Source organism: Sphingopyxis sp., assembly GCF_035250425.1.
Lineage (GTDB): Bacteria > Pseudomonadota > Alphaproteobacteria > Sphingomonadales > Sphingomonadaceae > Sphingopyxis.
This window is the reverse complement of sequence record NZ_DATFFD010000013.1, coordinates 1-16,631: the sequence shown is the minus strand read 5'-3', so window position 1 is coordinate 16,631 and position 16,631 is coordinate 1. Positions and strand designations below refer to the sequence as shown.

Below are 16,631 nucleotides of genomic sequence, written 5' to 3'. Positions count from 1 at the left end.
ACGGGTCATGAAATCCGCCGCGCCGCGCGCCGAAAGCAGGCCCGCGGGACTGCCGCCGACGCCAAGACCGCCACCTTCCGATTTCTGCATCAAAATGACGCCGATCATCACCGCGGCGACGAGCGCCTGCAGGACGAGGATGAAGGTGAAGAGACTGGACATCATATTTTCCCGAACTTGCGCGGCCTCAAACGGACCGTGCCCGCGGCGCACATAGAGATGAAGCGGCTTCGCTTCAACCCACAGCTTGCGTCACTGGACGCCCAACCCCGTTCGTGTCGAGCGAAGTCGAGACACCCCAAAGGCATGCGTCGACGATGGGCATCTCGACTTCGCTCGATGCGAACGGTGTATATAGATGCTCACGTCAGCTGAGCGGCCACCGCAACAATCGGCACGAACTTGGCAGCCGTCAGGCTGGCGCCGCCCACCAAGGCACCATCGACGTCACCCGCATCCAGCAGTTCGGCGGCGTTCTCGCCATTGACCGACCCCCCGTACAAGATACGCATATCCTCTGCCGCGCCGCCGAACCGCGCCGCCAGCGCGCCGCGGATCGCGCCATGCATCGCGGCGACATCGGCCACCGTCGGCACCAACCCGGTCCCGATCGCCCAGATTGGTTCATAGGCGATGGCAAGCCGGTGCGGATCGAAGCTCTCGGGCACCGATCCAGCGATCTGCGCGAGGACATAGGCGATCGCGCCGCCCGATTCGCGGACCTCGCGCGGTTCGCCGACGCAAAGGATCACCGACAGGCCTGCGGCGAGGCCGGCTTCGGCCTTCGCGCGCACGTCGGTGTCGCTCTCGGCGAAGCCTTCGCGGCGCTCGCTATGCCCGACAATCACGACGCGCGCGCCGATATCGGCGAGCATCGCCGCCGCGACCGATCCGGTGAAGGCGCCTGACGTGGCGCTATGGCAATCCTGTCCGCCGACCGCCTTGCCCGGCGCGGCGGCGACCATGGCGCCGATCAGTGTGAAGGGCGGGCAGATCGCGACATCGACGGCAGCATGATCGTCCGCCGCGGCGAAGATCGCCTGCGCTTCGCCGATCGCCGCCGAAAGGCCATTCATCTTCCAGTTGCCGACCACATATTTGCGCCGCGTCATTTGTCTGCGTCTCCCTTAATTCGAACCTTGCTCCGGCCCTAGCGGCGCATGGGCGCGATAGGCAAGCGCGTCGCTCGGTCATGAAAAGCCCCTTTCCAGCCTTGATGCGGCACCGCCTCCCGCCTAAAGCAGCGCGCAATCGCGCGTGACCCGCGCCCTGCCGGAAAGAATGCCCGTTTCATGATTACCGCTATCCGCGCCATGTTTTCCTCGACGATCGGCAAATTCCTTGCCCTCGGCTTCGTTGTCCTCGTCGGGCTCGCCTTCGCGCTGGGCGATGTGACGGGCAATTCGAGTTTCGGCGGGCTCGGCGGCGCCAATGTCGCCAAGGTCGGCAGCGAACAGATCGGCGTCGGCGAACTGCGCGACCGCGCGCGGCAGGCTTATGATCAGGCGCGGCAGCGGCAGCCGGGCCTGACGATGGCCGCGTTCGTCGAATCGGGCGGGCTCGACCAGGTGCTCGACCAGCTTGTCGAGGGCAGCGCCTTCGACCAGTTCGCGACCGGCATGGGCTTCAGCGTCAGCAAGCGGCTGATCGACGGGCGCATCGCCGATCTGCCCGCCTTTGCCGGCGTATCGGGCAAGTTCGACCAGAAGGTGTTCGAAAATTTCCTGCGCCAGAACGGCCTCACCGAAACCCAGCTTCGTCGCGACCTGCGCCAGCAGCTCCTGATCGAACAACTCGCCGCGCCGATCGCGATGATGCCGCGGATCGCGCCGGGCATGGCGCAGCCCTACGCTGCCCTGCTGATGGAACAGCGTCGCGGACAGGCGACCTTCATTCCCGCAAGTCCCTTCGCACCAACCGCCGACCCCGGCGACGCCGCGCTGAAGACGTTCCTGTCGCAGAACACCGCCAAGTTCACCGTCCCCGAGCGCCGCGTGATCCAGTATGCGCTGTTCGATCGCGCCGCGGTGCCGGTCCCCGCCGTTACCGACGCCGAAATCGCGAAGGTCTACAAGGACAATGCTGCGCAATATACCGCGAGCGAGACGCGCCGCTTTGCGCAGGTGATCGTTCCCGATCAGGCCGCGGCGACCGCGCTGGCCGCCAAGGTTCGCGGCGGCACCCCGCTCGCGGCCGCGGCGCAGGCGGCGGGCCTCTCGGCCTCGACCACCGGCGATCTGACCCAGTCGGCCTATGCCGCGACGAGCAGCGCCGCAGCCGCCAAGGCCGCCTTCGCCGCCAAGCGCGGCGACCTGATCGGCCCGACGCAGACCGGCCTTGGCTGGACCGTCGCGCGCGTCGAGGATGTGACCGCGAAGCCCGCGCGCAGCCTTGCCGACGCCAGCGCCGAGATCCGCACCGAGCTTGCCAAGAACAAGGCGAACGAGGCGATCGTCGACTATTATAACGCGATCCAGGACGCCGTGAACGGCGGCGCGTCGGTCGAGGAAGTCGCCGCCGACCGCAAGCTCCAGCTGATCGAAACCCCCGCGATCCTGCCCAGCGGCCGCGCGCCCGCCCAGCCCGCCTTCACCCCCGCGCCCGAGCTGGCACCACTCGTCGCGCAGGCTTTCCAGGCCGCAGGCGAAGGTGAAGGCCATATCGCGACGCTCGTCGAGAATGAGAAATTCGCCGTTTATGCGGTGAAATCGATCACCGCCGCGGCGCCGCCGCCCTTCGCGCAGATTCGCGCCGACCTGCTCAGCGAATGGCGCTTTGCCGAGGGGCAGAAGGTCGCGCGCGGCAAGGCCCGCGCGATCGTCAAGGCGGTCGAAGGCGGCAAGAGCCTGAACGAAGCCGTCGCCGCCGCCGGTCCGAACATCGGCAACGTCCAGGCGATCGGTGGCCGCCGCGCCGAACTCGGCGCGGGCGGCAAGCCCGTTCCGCCCGAACTCGCCCTGCTCTTTTCGATGGCGAAGAACAGCGTCAAGACGCTCGAAATCCCTGGCAACCGCGGCTGGATGGTCATCGCGCTCGACGACGTGCAACGCCCCGATCCCAAATCGATCGAGCCGCAGCGTGTCGCCGCGATCGCGCAGCCGCTCGCCCCCGCTTTCGGCAACGAGCTGATCGAACAGCTCGCGGCGGAAGCCAAGCGCCGCGTCGGCGTGACGATCAACAAGGATCTCGTCAATCAGCTGCGCGCCGAGCTGACCGGCACCGCGCCGGTCGCCGAATAAGGGTGAGTCTCGAGGGCAGAGCCTCCGCGCTCGAAGCGCTGGCTGGGGGCCGCGGCGCGGTCGTCTGGCAGCGGCTGATCGCCGATATCGAAACCCCGGTATCGGCGGCACTCAAGCTGATCGAGCCGGGGCGCGGCGACTGGGTGCTCGAATCGGTCGAAAGCGGCGAGACGCGCGGGCGCTACAGCCTGCTCGGGCTCGACCCCGATTTGATGTTCGAGGTCACCGGCGACGCCGCGCGGATCAACCGCGACTGGCGCCGCGACCGCGAGGCGTTCCAGCCCCTCGCCACCCCCGCGCTCCGGGCGCTGCGCGACCTCGTCGCCGAATGCCGCTTCGACGTGCCCGAGGGACTGCCGAAGGCGCTGGCGACGCTCGTCGGCTTCTTCGCCTATGAAACGATCGGCCTCGTCGAGCGCATCCCGCGCGCGCCGGGCGCGGGTCTCGGTCTTCCCGACATGGTCTTCGTGCGCCCGACGGTCATTTTGGTGTTCGATCGCCTCGCCGACGAACTCTTCCTGATCGCGCCGATCTGGCCCGATCCGGAGGGCGCCATCGACCGGATGATCGAGGCGGCGCAAGACCGCCTCGACACCATCGCCGCGCGCCTGTCGAGCGTCAGCGCACACACCGACCGCGCGTCGACCGACGCGCTCCCGACCGACATCGCCGCGAACCCCGCAACGACCCCCGCGCATTTCGCCAAGATGGTTGCGACCGCGAAGGACTATATCGCCGCCGGCGACATTTTTCAGGTCGTGCTGTCGCAGCGTTTCTCGACGCCGTTCGACCTGCCGCCCTTCGATCTCTACCGCGCGCTCCGCCGCATCAACCCCTCACCCTTCCTCTATTTCCTCGACTTGCCGGGCTTCGCGCTGATCGGCTCGTCGCCCGAGATCCTCGTCCGGGTCCGCGACGGCGAAATCACCATCCGCCCGATCGCCGGCACCCGCCCGCGCGGCCGCACCAGCGCCGAAGATGCCGAGAACCGCGAATCGCTGCTCGCCGATCCCAAGGAACGCGCCGAGCATCTGATGCTGCTCGACCTCGGCCGCAACGACGTCGGCCGCGCCGCGGTAGGGGGCAGCGTCACCGTGACCGACAGCTATACCGTCGAGTTCTACAGCCACGTCATGCACATCGTGTCGAACGTCATCGGCCGCATCGCGCCGGACAAGGACGCGATCGACGCGCTCTTCGCGGGCTTTCCTGCGGGCACCGTCAGCGGCGCGCCCAAGGTGCGCGCGTGCCAGATCATCGCCGAGCTCGAAGCCGATGCGCGCGGGCCTTATGCGGGCGGCGTCGGCTATTTCGCGCCCGACGGCAATATGGACAGCTGCATCGTCCTCAGGACCGCAATCGTGAAAGATGGCGAAATGCACGTTCAAGCGGGCGCCGGCATCGTCGCCGACAGCGATCCCGCCTATGAACAGCGCGAGTGCGAGGCCAAGGCGGGCGCACTCTTCGCCGCGGCGCGCGAGGCGGTGAAGCTCGCCGGAACGCCGGGGTACGGGCAATAGCTTGACGGGTACGGAACGGACGCTAGCGTCCGGCCATGCGTAAATATCTTGCCCCGCTCGCCCTGGCGCTCGTCGGCCCTGTCCCCGCTCATGCCCAGACCGTCGAGGGTGCTGTCGAAGGCGATGCGATCCTCAAGGATTTTACCTTCGCCACCGGCGAAAAGCTGCCCGAGCTCAAGATGCACTACACCACGCTCGGCACGCCGCAGCGCGACGCGAAGGGCCATGTCACCAACGCGGTGATGATCCTCCACGGCACCGGCGGCACGGGGAAGCAATTCTTCCAGCCGCAATTCGCGGGCGAATTGTTGGGCCCAGGCCAGCTGCTCGATACGACCAAATATTACATCATCCTGCCCGACAACATCGGTCACGGCGGCTCGTCGAAGCCGAGCGACGGGATGCGGATGACCTTCCCCAAATATGATTATGACGACATGGTCAGCGCCCAGTACCGGATGCTCACCGAGAAGCTCGGTGTGAAAAAATTGAAGTTGATCCTCGGCACCTCGATGGGCTGCATGCACGCCTTCGTCTGGGGCGAAACGCATCCCGATTTCGCCGAGAAACTTGCCCCCTTCGCCTGTCTGCCGGTCGAGATCGCGGGCCAGAACCGCATGTGGCGCACGCTGTCGATCGACGCGATCAAGGCCGATCCGCTGTGGAACGGCGGCAACTACAAGGAGCCGCCCGCTTCGGGCCTGCGCACGGCAGCCTCGCTGAGCATGATCGCAGGCGCCAATCCCTATGCGCTGCAGGCGCAGTATCCGACGCGCGAGGCGGCCGAAAAATACAAGGACGAAGCCTTCGCGCGAACCTACGGCCGCAACGACGCCAATGACGTGATTTATCAGCTCGATAGCTCGCGAACCTATAATCCTTGGCCGAACCTCGAAAAGATCAAGGTGCCGATGCTGTGGATCAATTCGGCCGACGATTTCATCAACCCGCCCGCCTATGGCATCACCGAAAAGGCGGCCGCGCGCCTGAAGACGGCGAAGTTCATCCTGATTCCGGCAAGCCCCGAAACCAAGGGGCACAGCACCCACACCTGGGCGAAATTCTGGAAAGCTGATCTGGCGAGACTGATGGCCCAGTAAATCCACCCTTTCCGTCATTCCCGCGAAAGCGGAACCCAGCGAGCCGAGGTTGCAACTGGGTTCCCGCTTTCGCGGGAATGACGAAGGTGCGTTTGGGAACCGAAAAGCTTCTATCCCTTCCCCAACCCCCGCAAAACCGTTAGTGCGCCCCCATGATCCTCGTCATCGACAATTATGACAGCTTCACCTTCAACCTCGTTCATTATCTGATCGAGCTGGGGGTCGACGTGCGCGTCGAGCGCAACGACGCGCTGACCGCATCGCAAGCACTCGCAACGGGCGCCGACGCGATCCTGATCTCGCCCGGTCCTTGCACACCGAACGAGGCGGGAATCAGCCTCGATCTCGTCGCCGCCTGCGCCGAAGCCCAGCGCCCACTGCTCGGCGTATGTCTCGGTCATCAGGCGATCGGGCAGCATTTCGGCGGCACGGTCCAGCGCGGGCATCTGATGCATGGCAAGACCTCGCCCGTTTGTCACGACAACAGCGGGCTTTACGCCGGCCTGCCCTCACCCTTTCAGGCAACGCGCTATCACAGCCTTGAGGTGGTCGATATTCCCGCCGATCTCGTGATCAACGCGACGAGCGACGACGGCGCGGTCATGGGCTTCCGCCACACTGATCTCCCGATCCACGGCGTTCAGTTCCACCCCGAAAGCATCGCGACCGAACATGGCCATGCGATGCTCGCCAATTTCCTGAAAATCGCGGGGTTGCCGGTCGGCGAACGGAAGGCCGCATGAGCCGCTTCGGTCCGTTTCCCGATCCCGCCGGGCTGCTCGAACATGACGAGGCGGCCGATGCCTTCGCCACGATGCTCGACGGCGGCGCGAGCGACGAACAGATAGCCGAATTCCTGACCGCGCTCTCGGACCGCGGCGAAACGATGGTCGAAATCGCCGCCGCGGCACAGGCGATGCGCGACCGGCTGATTCCGATCGCAGCGCCCGCCGGCGCGATCGACGTGTGCGGCACCGGCGGCGACGGCCACCATACGCTCAACGTCTCGACCGCCGTGTCGATCGTCGTTGCGGCATGTGAGGTTCCGGTCGCAAAGCATGGAAATCGTGCGGCATCCTCGAAATCTGGCGCGGCTGACACGCTGGAAGCACTCGGCCTCGATATGGAGCGCGCCGACAGGCAAGCCGAGGAACAACTCGCCGATCTCGGCATCTGTTTTCTCTTCGCCGGGACGCGTCATCCGGCGATGAAGCGCATCATGCCGATCCGCAAGGCGATCGGGCGCCGGACGATCTTTAACCTGATGGGCCCGCTCGCCAACCCGGCGCGCGTCACCCGCCAACTCGTCGGCATCGCCCGCCCCGCCTATGTTCCCGTCTATGCCGAGGCGCTGCACCGGCTCGGCACCGAGCATTCACGCGTCATCTCGGGCGACGAAGGGCTCGACGAACTGTCGCTCGCGGGTGGCAACGAGGTCGCGGTGGTGCTGCCCGAGGGCGTGCGCATGCAGCGCAGCGTGGCCGCCGACGCGGGGCTTCCGACGCGCTCGCTCGCGGAAATTCGCGGTGGTGACGCCGAATATAACGCAAAGGCGCTGCGCCGTCTGCTCGGAGGCGAGCCCGGCGCCTATCGCGACGCTGTGCTTTATAACGCTGCCGAAGCGCTCATCGTCGCTGGTGCGGCCCAGACGTCACTCGAAGGCGTAGAGGAAGCCGCCGAGGCGATCGACAAGGGTCTTGCCAACGCGCTGCTCAATTGCTGGATCGCCTATAAATGAACAAACTCACGCAAATCCTCGCCACGAAGGCCGACGAAGTCGCCGAGCGCCGCGCCGCGCGCTCCCTGGCGGACCTCGATGCGATCGACGCGGGCCCGGTGCGCGGCTTCGCCGCGGCATTGCAGGCAAAGATCGACGCGGGCGATTTCGGCCTGATCGCCGAAGTGAAGAAGGCTTCGCCTTCCAAGGGACTGATAAGGCAGGATTTCAACCCTGCCGAGCACGCCCGTGCCTATGCCGCCGGTGGCGCCGCCTGCCTCTCGGTCCTCACCGACGCCCCCTATTTTCAGGGGCATGAGGATTATCTGGTTTCCGCGCGTGCGGCGTGCGCCCTTCCCGCGCTGCGCAAGGATTTCATGGTCGATCCCTGGCAGGTCGCCGAAGCCCGCGCGATCGGCGCCGACGCAATCCTGATCATCGTCGCCGCGCTCGAAGATGGCGCGATGCGCGAGATCGAGGCCGCAGCGATCGAGCGCGGCATGGACGTGCTGGTCGAGGTACATGACGAAGCCGAACTCGACCGCGCGCTGACCCGACTCCAGTCACGCCTGATCGGGGTGAACAACCGCGACCTGCGCACCTTTGAAACCGACCTCGGCGTTACCGAACGCCTTGCAAAGCTGGTCCCGCCGGGAACCTTGCTCGTTGGCGAAAGCGGCATCGCGAGCCACGCCGACTGCGAAAGATTGGCCGAGAGTGGCGTCCGCGCCTTCCTCGTCGGCGAAAGCCTGATGCGCCAGGATGACGTCACGGCGGCAACGCGTGAACTTCTGACGGGCGCCGCGGCATGACGCGGCCGACGCACCTCGACGAAAGCGGGGCCGCGTCGATGGTCGATGTCGGCGCCAAACCCGCAACGCAGCGTCGCGCGGTCGCCGGCGGCCGTATCACCATGTCGCGGTCGGCGCTCGAAGCGATCCGCAGCGGCAACGCGCCCAAGGGCGACATACTCTCGACCGCGCGTATCGCCGGGATCATGGCTGCCAAGCGCACCGCCGACCTCATCCCGCTTTGCCACCCGCTCGCGCTGACAAAGGTCGGTGTCGATTTCGCGTGGGAAGACAGCGGCATATCGGTCACTGCTACCGCGCAAACGACGGGCCAGACCGGCGTCGAGATGGAGGCGCTCACCGCGGCGTCGGTCGCGCTGCTCACGCTCTATGACATGGCAAAGGCGCTCGATCGTGCGATGATCGTCGGCGACATCCGCTTGCTTGAAAAGAGCGGCGGGCGCTCGGGCGACTGGCGCGCCGAATGAGGGGGCTGCTTCCCGTCGAGGAAGCGCAAGCCCGGCTTCTCGCGTTGCGCGCACCGCTCGCCAGCGAAAATATCGCCTTTTCCGAATCGCTTGGCCGTTATCTTTCGAGCGATGTCATCGCTTTGCGCGATCAGCCCGCCGCGCCGCTGTCGGCGATGGACGGCTATGCGATCCGTTTCGACGACCTGCCCGGGCCATGGTCCGTCATCGGAGAAGCCGCCGCCGGGACGGCACCCGACCGCATCGTGAATGCCGGCGAGGCGATGCGGATTTTCACCGGCGCGATGCTTCCCGCCGGCGCCGACACGGTGATCGTTCAGGAGGACGTCGCTCTCGACGGCGAACGGCTGACCCTGACGGGCGATGGTCCCGGATCGCAAGGCCGCCACATCCGCGCGCGCGCCGCCGATTTCGCCGCGGGCGATTGCCTGCTGCCAGCGGGCACGCGCCTGATGCCCGGTGCGATCGCCGCCGCGGCGATGAGCGGCGCGGGCCAGCTCGCCGTCGGCCGCCGTCCGCGCGTCGCGATCCTCACGACCGGCGACGAACTCGTCCAGCCCGGACACCCACTCGCTCCCGGTCAGATTCCCGACAGCAATGGCGCGATGCTCGCAGCGATGCTCGCCGGCGAGGTCGCCGAGGCGATCTTGCCGCACCATATCCGCGACGATCGCGAGGCACTTGGCAAGATTCTCAAGGAATTGGCGCGACGTCACGACGTCATCGTCACCGTCGGCGGCGCCTCGGTCGGCGATCACGACCATGTCCGCGGCGCGCTCGAAGACGCTGGCGGCCAGCTCGATTTCTGGAAAATCGCGATGCGTCCGGGCAAACCGCTGATCGCCGGGACGATCGGCGATGCGACCCTGCTCGGCCTGCCCGGCAATCCGTCGTCGGCCTATGTCACCGCAACGTTGTTCCTCCTCCCGCTCGTCCGTCACCTCGCCCGCGCGCGCGATCCTTTTCCCGCCGTGCATCGGGCGCCGATCGCCGGCGCGCTGGCCGAGGGTGGGACGCGCCGCGACTATCTGCGCGCGCGACTCGAAGGGGGGCGGCTGACTCCGCTCTTCGGGCAGGAAAGCGGACTCACGCTGCCGCTTGCATCGGCCAATGCCCTGCTGATCCGCGACATTGGCGCGCCGGCCCGCGCCGCGGGCGACATGGCGGACTATATCGTCATCGCTTGACAAGTTCCGCTTTGTTCCACTATCGTTCTCCCTATGTCCGGAATTGGCATCATGGAGAACGACCGATGTTGACCGCAAAGCAGCATGAGCTGCTCCACTTCATCCAGGAACGTCTCGACACGAGCGGCATCTCGCCATCGTTCGAGGAGATGAAGGAGGCGCTAGGCCTGAAGTCGAAATCGGGCATACATCGCCTGATAAGCGCCCTGGAAGAAAGGGGTTTTCTCCGTCGCCTGCCCAATCGCGCACGCGCGCTGGAGGTGCTCAAGATGCCCGAGGCTGCGAAAGCCACCGCGCCGGTACGCGAAAATATCGTCCCCCTCCGCAAGACGCCCCCGGCACTCAAGCCGATCGCGGCCAACGACATCATCGAGGTTCCGCTGCACGGCAAGATCGCCGCCGGCGTCCCGATCGAGGCTTTCGAGGATCACAACAACCTCGCCGTCCCCGCCGCGTTGCTCGGTTCGGGCGAACATTATGCGCTCGAAGTGTCGGGCGACTCGATGGTCGAGGCGGGCATCTTCGACGGCGATTATGCGCTGATCCAGAAAGCGAGCACCGCGCGCGAAGGCGACATCGTCGTCGCGCTCGTCGACGGGCAGGACGCGACGCTCAAATATTTCCGCCGCGAAGGACAGATGATCCGGCTCGATCCGGCCAATGCCGCCTACGAACCGCAGCGCTACCCCGCCGATCGCGTCATCGTGCAGGGCCGCCTGTCGGGATTGCTTCGTCGTTACCACTAAGCTGCTGCGGCAAACGCCACGGATGCCCGTCGCCCGCTTTTAGCGTGGCGACGGCTTCGGGCTTTTCGCCCAGATAAAGCGCCAGTCCGCCGCTTGTCGCGAGGCTGTCGCGGTCGATCGTCATCCAGCGCCCTACGCATTCGTGCGGTAGCCAGCGGTCGCTGATCACGACGTCGGCGGCGGCGCAGGCTGCTGCCATTTCCGCCCCGTCGATCCGGTCGCGGCCGCGCGAGGCGAGGATGATACGCCGCGCGGCCCCCTCACCCTGGCTCCAGCGGCAGAAATCGCGATTGCATTCGACATGATCGAGACCGGTGAGGGCCGCTAGCGGGGCATCGACCCCGGCGGCTTCGGCCATGCTGTCACGCACATAGTCGCCCGCCCTGTCGCGGAGCAGCGCATAGCTGCCATCGGGCAACGCCGCCGCGATATGGCGGCCGTCACCGGTGACCAGCAGGCCGGGGCGCGGCTGGACAAGCAGCGCCGCCATGCCGATCGCCAGCGGCACCGCACCGGCACGGCGCCACCCTGTCTTCCAAAGCAGCAACCAGAGTCCCCCGAATACCGCCAAGGCAAAGCCCCAGCGCGGAAAACTCGGCATCATGGCGACCGCACCCGGTGCATCGGCGACGGCGTGCGCCAGCGCGATCAGCGCGAGCAAGGCCTGTTGGGTGATCCACCAGAAGGGGGCGCCGAGCCCGACGCTGTCGAACAGCAAGGCGAGCGCCTCGGTGGGCATGATGACAAAGGTCGTCAGCGGTATCGCGACCACATTGGCGAGCGCACCGTACAGCCCCGCCTTGTGAAAATGGAATAGTGCGATCGGCGCGAGTGCGATCTCGACGGCCAATCCGGTGATCAGCAATCCCACCACGCCGCGTCCCAAACGGATCACCGCCGACTCTTCCCGCCGGGCGAGGAAGGCGCGCATCGGCCGACTTTCATGCAGCGCAATGATCGCGGTGACCGCCGCGAAGCTCAACTGGAAGCTTGGTCCGGCGAGCGATTCGGGGCGCCAGATCAACACGATCAGCGCGCCCGCCGCAACAAGCCTCAGGGTCAGCGCCTCGCGGCCCATGAGGAAAGCGACGAGCACGAGCAGTGCGGCGATGAACGAACGCAGCGTCGGCACCTCGGCCCCGGCGAGCAACGTGTACCCGCCGCCGGCGAGCGCCCCGGCGGCCGCGGCGAGCGGCAGAACGTAACCCGCCAGAGCCAACTTCCGGCTCAGCGCGAGGAGCCGCATCGTGAGCAACATCGCAAAACCGACGACCGCGGTCACATGCAACCCGCTGATCGACAGGAGATGCGCCAGTCCGCTGCGGCGCATCGCCTCCTCATCCGCTTCGCTGATCGCGCCGCGATCGCCCGTCACCAGCGCCGCGGCAATGCCCCCCGCCGACCCGTCGATCTGACTGTGGATATGCGCGCTGAGCCGCGCGCGCAGCGGCGGCGTTGCCTCCCCGGCCCCCGGCGCGCGCGAAACGTCGCCCAGCACGGTCCCGACGGCGCCGATCCGGTCAAACCACGCCCGCTGCGCAAAATCATACCCCCCAGGCAGGCTCGCCGTCGGCGGCGGCATCAGGCGCGCCCTGACCCCGATCGTTTCGCCTTCGGTAAGCGTCGCCGCCTGTTCGCTGCTGAGCGTCAATCGCACGCGCGGCGGCAGGTCGGCACGGTTCTGCGGCAGCGCGAGAATGCGAATTTGCCCCTTGGCGGGCAAAGGTTCGGCGCGCTCGACGATCGCGGAGAATTCGGTCACGACCGGTCCCGCCAGCACCGGCGCCGCGACCCAGACGGCACGCGTCCAGATGAGCAGCACGCCCACCGCCATCACGCCGCACCCCACGACAACAAACCGCCCAAGGCGGCTCTGCCAGCCGATCAGCAGCCCGCCGCACAGGCCGCCTGCGAGCAAGAGCAGCAATCCGATCCAGTGCGCCTTCGCGGGCAGCGCGAACCACGCCGCGACACCGGCGCCGAGCGCGACGGGCAGCCAGAGCCCGATCCGCTCGCGCTCCGCCTCCAGCCGCGCTTCCAGCGCGTCGCCCGCGCCGCGCCAGATACTTGTCCAGCGTGCGGCAATGGGCGTTTGAAGCTGCCTTGTCGCCATGCTAGGGGCTCCCCCGATCGCCGCCCAGAAGGGCTGCAAATTGAGTGAAAGAGGCCATAGTGGCAACCGAAAACCAAACCAAAGTGGCAGAAGCGACCCCCGAGGCGACCGGCGCCGACGTCGTGACGCGCTTTGCGCCCTCGCCGACCGGCTATCTGCACATCGGCGGCGCACGCACCGCCTTGTTCAACTGGCTGTTCGCGCGGCATCATGGTGGGAAATTCCTGCTGCGGATCGAGGACACCGACCGTGCGCGCTCGACCGACGCGGCGATCGACGCGATCATCGACGGGATGGAGTGGCTCGATCTCGATTGGGATGGCGAGACGGTGTTCCAGTTCGCGCGCGCGCCGCGCCATGCCGAGGTTGCGGCGGAACTGCTCGCGAAAGGCGAAGCCTATCGCTGCTACCTGACGCAGGACGAACTCGCCGCGATGCGCGCCGAGGCCCAGGAAAAGCGCCTGCCCTTCCGCGTTCGCAGCCCGTGGCGCGACCGCGACGACGGCGACCCGTCGGTGCCGCACGTCATCCGCCTGCGCGCGCCGCAGGACGGCGCGGCAACGATCGCCGACAAGGTCCAGGGCGATGTCACCGTCCAGAACGCCGAGCTCGATGATTTCGTCCTGCTGCGCAGCGACGGCACGCCGACCTATATGCTCAGCGTCGTCGTCGACGATAATGATATGGGCGTGACGCACGTCATTCGCGGCGACGACCATCTCAACAACGCATTCCGCCAACTCGCGCTGATCCGGTCGATGAACTGGCGCGAGCCCGTTTATGCGCATGTTCCGCTCATCCACGGCGCCGACGGCGCGAAGCTGTCGAAACGCCACGGGGCGCTCGGGGTCGACGCCTATCGCGATGAAATGGGCTATCTGCCCGAAGCGGTGAACAATTATCTCCTCCGCCTCGGCTGGGGACATGGCGACGACGAGATCATCAGCCGCGAACAGGCGACCGAGTGGTTCGACCTTGCCCATGTCGGCCGTTCGCCGTCGCGTTTCGATTTCAAAAAGCTCGAGAATCTGAACGGCCATTATCTCCGCGAGGCCGACGATGGCCGGCTCGCCGATCTGGCCGCGCCGCGGGTCGAAAAGCTGGTCGGCCGCGCGCTGGACGGCCTCGACCGCGACCTGCTGACGCGCGCGATGGAGTCGCTGAAACCGCGCGCCAAGACGCTCGACGAAATCGCCGATGGAGCAATTTTCCTGTTCCAACCCGACCCGTTGCCGGTGGACGAAAAGGCGGCCGAGGTGCTAAAGGCCTCGCCCGAAGGCCTGCTTGCTGCTGTGACAGCGCGGCTGCGCGGGCTGAACGACTGGACGATAGAAGAGCTGGATGCGGCCGTGCGCGCCGAAGCCGAAGCCGCCGAACTGGGGCTCGGAAAACTCGCGCAACCCCTACGTGCTGCCCTAACCGGCCGAACCATTTCCCCGGGAATTTTCGACGTGCTGCTGTTGCTCGGACGAGATGTCAGTCTGGCCCGACTTGACGCAGCGCAACATTATCCGGCAGGGGCGTAGCCACTCTCTCTCCCCGCCGTCAGTACAGGGAATAAAATATGACCGACACCGCGAAAATCACGCTGGGCGACATGACCGTCGACAGCCCTGTCCTGTCGGGCACCGTCGGCCCCGACGTCGTCGATATCCGCAAATTCTACGCCCAGACCGGCGCGTTCACCTATGACCCCGGCTTCACCTCGACCGCGAGCTGCGAATCGCAGATCACCTATATCGACGGCGACGAAGGCGTGCTGCTCCACCGCGGTTATGCGATCGGCGATCTCGCCGAACATTCGAGCTTCATGGAAACCTGCTACCTGCTGCTCAACGGCGAACTGCCGAATGCGCAGGAACTCGCGGATTTCGATAACACGATCACGCGCCACACGATGCTGCACGAACAGCTCGCGACCTTCTATCGCGGTTTCCGCCGCGACGCGCACCCGATGGCCGTCATGTGCGGCGTCGTCGGCGCGCTTTCGGCCTTCTACCACGATTCGACCGAGATCCACGATCCGCACCAGCGGATGATCGCCAGCCACCGGCTGATCGCCAAAATGCCGACGATCGCCGCGATGGCGTATAAATATTCGGTCGGCCAGCCCTTCGTCTATCCCGACAATTCGCTGAGCTACACGGGCAATTTCCTGCGCATGACTTTCGGCGTCCCTGCGGAACCCTATGAGGTGAACCCGGTCGTCGAACGCGCGCTCGATCGCATCTTCATTCTCCACGCCGATCACGAACAGAATGCGTCGACCTCGACCGTCCGCCTTGCCGGCTCGTCGGGCGCCAACCCCTTCGCGTGCATCGCGGCGGGCATCGCGTGCCTGTGGGGTCCGGCGCATGGCGGCGCGAACGAGGCCGCGCTCAACATGCTGCGCGAAATCGGCCGCCCGGAACGCATTCCCGAATATATCGCGCGCGCGAAGGACAAGGACGATCCGTTCCGCCTGATGGGCTTCGGTCACCGCGTCTATAAAAACTACGACCCGCGCGCGACCGTGATGCAGAAGACGGTGCGCGAAGTTTTCGAAGCGCTGAAGGTCAACGATCCGGTGTTCGAAGTTGCGCTGCAGCTCGAAGAAATGGCGCTGAACGATCCCTATTTCATCGAGAAGAAGCTGTTCCCGAACGTCGATTTCTATTCGGGCGTGATCCTGTCGGCGATCGGTTTCCCGACGACGATGTTCACCGCGCTCTTCGCGCTCGCCCGCACCGTCGGCTGGGTCGCGCAGTGGAACGAAATGATTTCGGACCCCGCACAGAAGATCGGCCGCCCGCGCCAGCTCTACACCGGCGCGGCGCATCGTCCGTTCGTCCCGGTCGGCAAGCGTTAAGCGCCCACAAAATCGGAAATTTCGAACGGCGGCGCGGGCGACTGTGCCGCCGTTTCGATTCAGGCGTCGCGCGCCGGCAGGCTCAGCGTGAAGCGCGCGCCCTGCCCCGGCGCACTGTCGACGGTCAGTTCGCCGTCCATCGCGCGTGCCAGGCGGCGGGCGATATAGAGGCCGAGGCCCGAACCGCCGCTGTCGGTGCGGCCGAGCCGCTCGAACTTCTCGAACACCACGGCCTGCTGCTCGGCGTCGATCCCCTGCCCCTGGTCGGCGACGGTCACCATCGCGCGGTCGCCTTCGCGGTTCACGCGGATCCATATCAGCGAATTTTCGGGCGAATAGCGGATCGCATTGCCGAGCAGGTTGAGCAGCACCTGCAAAACGCGGCGGAACTCGCCGGTGGCCGGCGCCCGGTCGTCGGTGCGCGGCGCGTCGATGCGGATGCCTTTTTCCTCGGCCTTCATGCCGAGCAGGCCGACCGCGCGGCGCGCGAGATCCCCCAAGTCGATTTCGTCGCGCGCGGCCTTGAACCCGGGGCGCTCGATATTCTGGAGATCGGCAAGATCGTCGACGAGCCCAAGCAGATGCCGCCCCGCATGCGCGATATCGCCGGCGTAGCGTGCATAATCGGCGCGGATCGGCCCATCGAACTGCCCCGAAATCGTCTCCGCCGTCGCGATGATCCGGCTCAGCGGACCGCGCAGCGCGCCATCGATACGGCGGCCGAATTGCGGATCGGACAGCGGGAGCGATCCGAACGCCGGATCGACGAGCGCGCCCGTCTTTTGTTCACCCCCCGATGGCGCTTCGGTGACGACCGCACTCCCGCGAAAGCCGGTGAAGCGCCCGGTCGCATCGAACAGCGCTTCACCGGCAAGCGTCATC

Annotated in this window: 15 protein-coding genes; 11 read left to right on the top strand and 4 right to left on the bottom strand. The window is 66.4% G+C overall.

Annotated elements, in window-relative coordinates; translation table 11 throughout:
* A partial coding sequence (gene secG / locus VJ811_RS01015; protein ID WP_324070317.1) for a preprotein translocase subunit SecG occupies positions 1 to 165 on the bottom strand: 165 nt, incomplete at its 3' end.
* Between the two features lie 197 nt (positions 166 to 362).
* Positions 363 to 1,112 (bottom strand): triose-phosphate isomerase, encoded by a 750-nt coding sequence (gene tpiA / locus VJ811_RS01010; protein ID WP_324070316.1) that lies wholly within the window; start codon positions 1,110 to 1,112, stop codon positions 363 to 365.
* Positions 1,113 to 1,292: 180 nt separating this feature from the next.
* Between tpiA and VJ811_RS01005 the strand changes: the two genes are divergently transcribed.
* The 9 genes from VJ811_RS01005 to lexA all read left to right on the top strand — a co-directional run bounded on the left by VJ811_RS01005 (position 1,293) and on the right by lexA (position 10,788).
* Entirely contained in the window at positions 1,293 to 3,239 is a 1,947-nt protein-coding gene (locus VJ811_RS01005) for a peptidylprolyl isomerase (protein ID WP_324070315.1), read from the top strand.
* A gap of 2 nt (positions 3,240 to 3,241) precedes the next feature.
* Positions 3,242 to 4,759, top strand: coding sequence for an anthranilate synthase component I family protein (locus tag VJ811_RS01000; RefSeq protein WP_324070313.1), 1,518 nt, complete (start codon positions 3,242 to 3,244; stop codon positions 4,757 to 4,759).
* 35 nt (positions 4,760 to 4,794) lie between these two features.
* Entirely contained in the window at positions 4,795 to 5,859 is a 1,065-nt protein-coding gene (locus VJ811_RS00995) for an alpha/beta fold hydrolase (protein WP_324070311.1), read from the top strand.
* Between the two features lie 152 nt (positions 5,860 to 6,011).
* Positions 6,012 to 6,602, top strand: a complete 591-nt coding sequence (locus tag VJ811_RS00990; RefSeq protein ID WP_324070309.1) for an aminodeoxychorismate/anthranilate synthase component II — start codon at positions 6,012 to 6,014, stop codon at positions 6,600 to 6,602.
* A complete protein-coding gene (gene trpD / locus VJ811_RS00985; RefSeq protein ID WP_324070307.1) occupies positions 6,599 to 7,597 on the top strand; it encodes an anthranilate phosphoribosyltransferase in 999 nt (332 codons plus the stop codon). Before VJ811_RS00990 ends, trpD begins: the two co-directional genes overlap by 4 nt.
* Positions 7,594 to 8,388: an indole-3-glycerol phosphate synthase TrpC gene (gene trpC, locus VJ811_RS00980; RefSeq protein ID WP_324070305.1), complete on the top strand. Its 795-nt coding sequence runs from the start codon at positions 7,594 to 7,596 to the stop codon at positions 8,386 to 8,388. The genes trpD and trpC overlap by 4 nt, the downstream gene beginning before the upstream one ends.
* Positions 8,385 to 8,855: a cyclic pyranopterin monophosphate synthase MoaC gene (moaC, locus tag VJ811_RS00975; RefSeq protein WP_324070303.1), complete on the top strand. Its 471-nt coding sequence runs from the start codon at positions 8,385 to 8,387 to the stop codon at positions 8,853 to 8,855. Before trpC ends, moaC begins: the two co-directional genes overlap by 4 nt.
* Positions 8,852 to 10,042: a gephyrin-like molybdotransferase Glp gene (glp, locus tag VJ811_RS00970; RefSeq protein ID WP_324070301.1), complete on the top strand. Its 1,191-nt coding sequence runs from the start codon at positions 8,852 to 8,854 to the stop codon at positions 10,040 to 10,042. Before moaC ends, glp begins: the two co-directional genes overlap by 4 nt.
* Before the next feature lie 65 nt (positions 10,043 to 10,107).
* Positions 10,108 to 10,788, top strand: a complete 681-nt coding sequence (gene lexA, locus VJ811_RS00965; RefSeq protein ID WP_324070299.1) for a transcriptional repressor LexA — start codon at positions 10,108 to 10,110, stop codon at positions 10,786 to 10,788.
* Here lexA and VJ811_RS00960 read toward each other — a convergent pair.
* Positions 10,742 to 12,901, bottom strand: coding sequence for a ComEC/Rec2 family competence protein (locus tag VJ811_RS00960; RefSeq protein ID WP_324070297.1), 2,160 nt, complete (start codon positions 12,899 to 12,901; stop codon positions 10,742 to 10,744). The two genes, lexA and VJ811_RS00960, sit on opposite strands and share 47 nt — an antisense overlap.
* A 59-nt stretch (positions 12,902 to 12,960) precedes the next feature.
* Here VJ811_RS00960 and gltX point away from each other — a divergent pair, with 59 nt between their 5' ends.
* Together gltX and VJ811_RS00950 are read left to right on the top strand one after the other, a co-directional pair.
* Entirely contained in the window at positions 12,961 to 14,427 is a 1,467-nt protein-coding gene (gltX, locus tag VJ811_RS00955) for a glutamate--tRNA ligase (protein WP_324070295.1), read from the top strand.
* A 38-nt stretch (positions 14,428 to 14,465) separates the two neighbouring features.
* The gene (locus VJ811_RS00950) at positions 14,466 to 15,749 is read left to right on the top strand and encodes a citrate synthase (protein ID WP_324070292.1); all 1,284 of its coding nucleotides are present in this window, start codon (positions 14,466 to 14,468) and stop codon (positions 15,747 to 15,749) included.
* A 59-nt stretch (positions 15,750 to 15,808) separates the two neighbouring features.
* On the opposite strand, the gene VJ811_RS00945 is transcribed toward VJ811_RS00950, so the two are convergent.
* Positions 15,809 to 16,631, bottom strand: an 823-nt coding sequence (locus VJ811_RS00945) for a HAMP domain-containing sensor histidine kinase (protein WP_324070290.1), incomplete at its 5' end; no start/stop codon positions are given.

Coding starts and splice junctions, on each gene's coding strand:
- lexA (WP_324070299.1), top strand. CDS start 10,108: ATGTTGACCGCAAAGCAGCATGAGCTGCTCCACTTCATCCAGGAACGT.
- trpC (WP_324070305.1), top strand. CDS start 7,594: ATGAACAAACTCACGCAAATCCTCGCCACGAAGGCCGACGAAGTCGCC.
- glp (WP_324070301.1), top strand. CDS start 8,852: ATGAGGGGGCTGCTTCCCGTCGAGGAAGCGCAAGCCCGGCTTCTCGCG.
- VJ811_RS00960 (WP_324070297.1), bottom strand. CDS start 12,901: ATGGCGACAAGGCAGCTTCAAACGCCCATTGCCGCACGCTGGACAAGT.
- VJ811_RS01005 (WP_324070315.1), top strand. CDS start 1,293: ATGATTACCGCTATCCGCGCCATGTTTTCCTCGACGATCGGCAAATTC.
- VJ811_RS00990 (WP_324070309.1), top strand. CDS start 6,012: ATGATCCTCGTCATCGACAATTATGACAGCTTCACCTTCAACCTCGTT.
- trpD (WP_324070307.1), top strand. CDS start 6,599: ATGAGCCGCTTCGGTCCGTTTCCCGATCCCGCCGGGCTGCTCGAACAT.
- VJ811_RS00995 (WP_324070311.1), top strand. CDS start 4,795: ATGCGTAAATATCTTGCCCCGCTCGCCCTGGCGCTCGTCGGCCCTGTC.
- tpiA (WP_324070316.1), bottom strand. CDS start 1,112: ATGACGCGGCGCAAATATGTGGTCGGCAACTGGAAGATGAATGGCCTT.
- moaC (WP_324070303.1), top strand. CDS start 8,385: ATGACGCGGCCGACGCACCTCGACGAAAGCGGGGCCGCGTCGATGGTC.
- VJ811_RS00950 (WP_324070292.1), top strand. CDS start 14,466: ATGACCGACACCGCGAAAATCACGCTGGGCGACATGACCGTCGACAGC.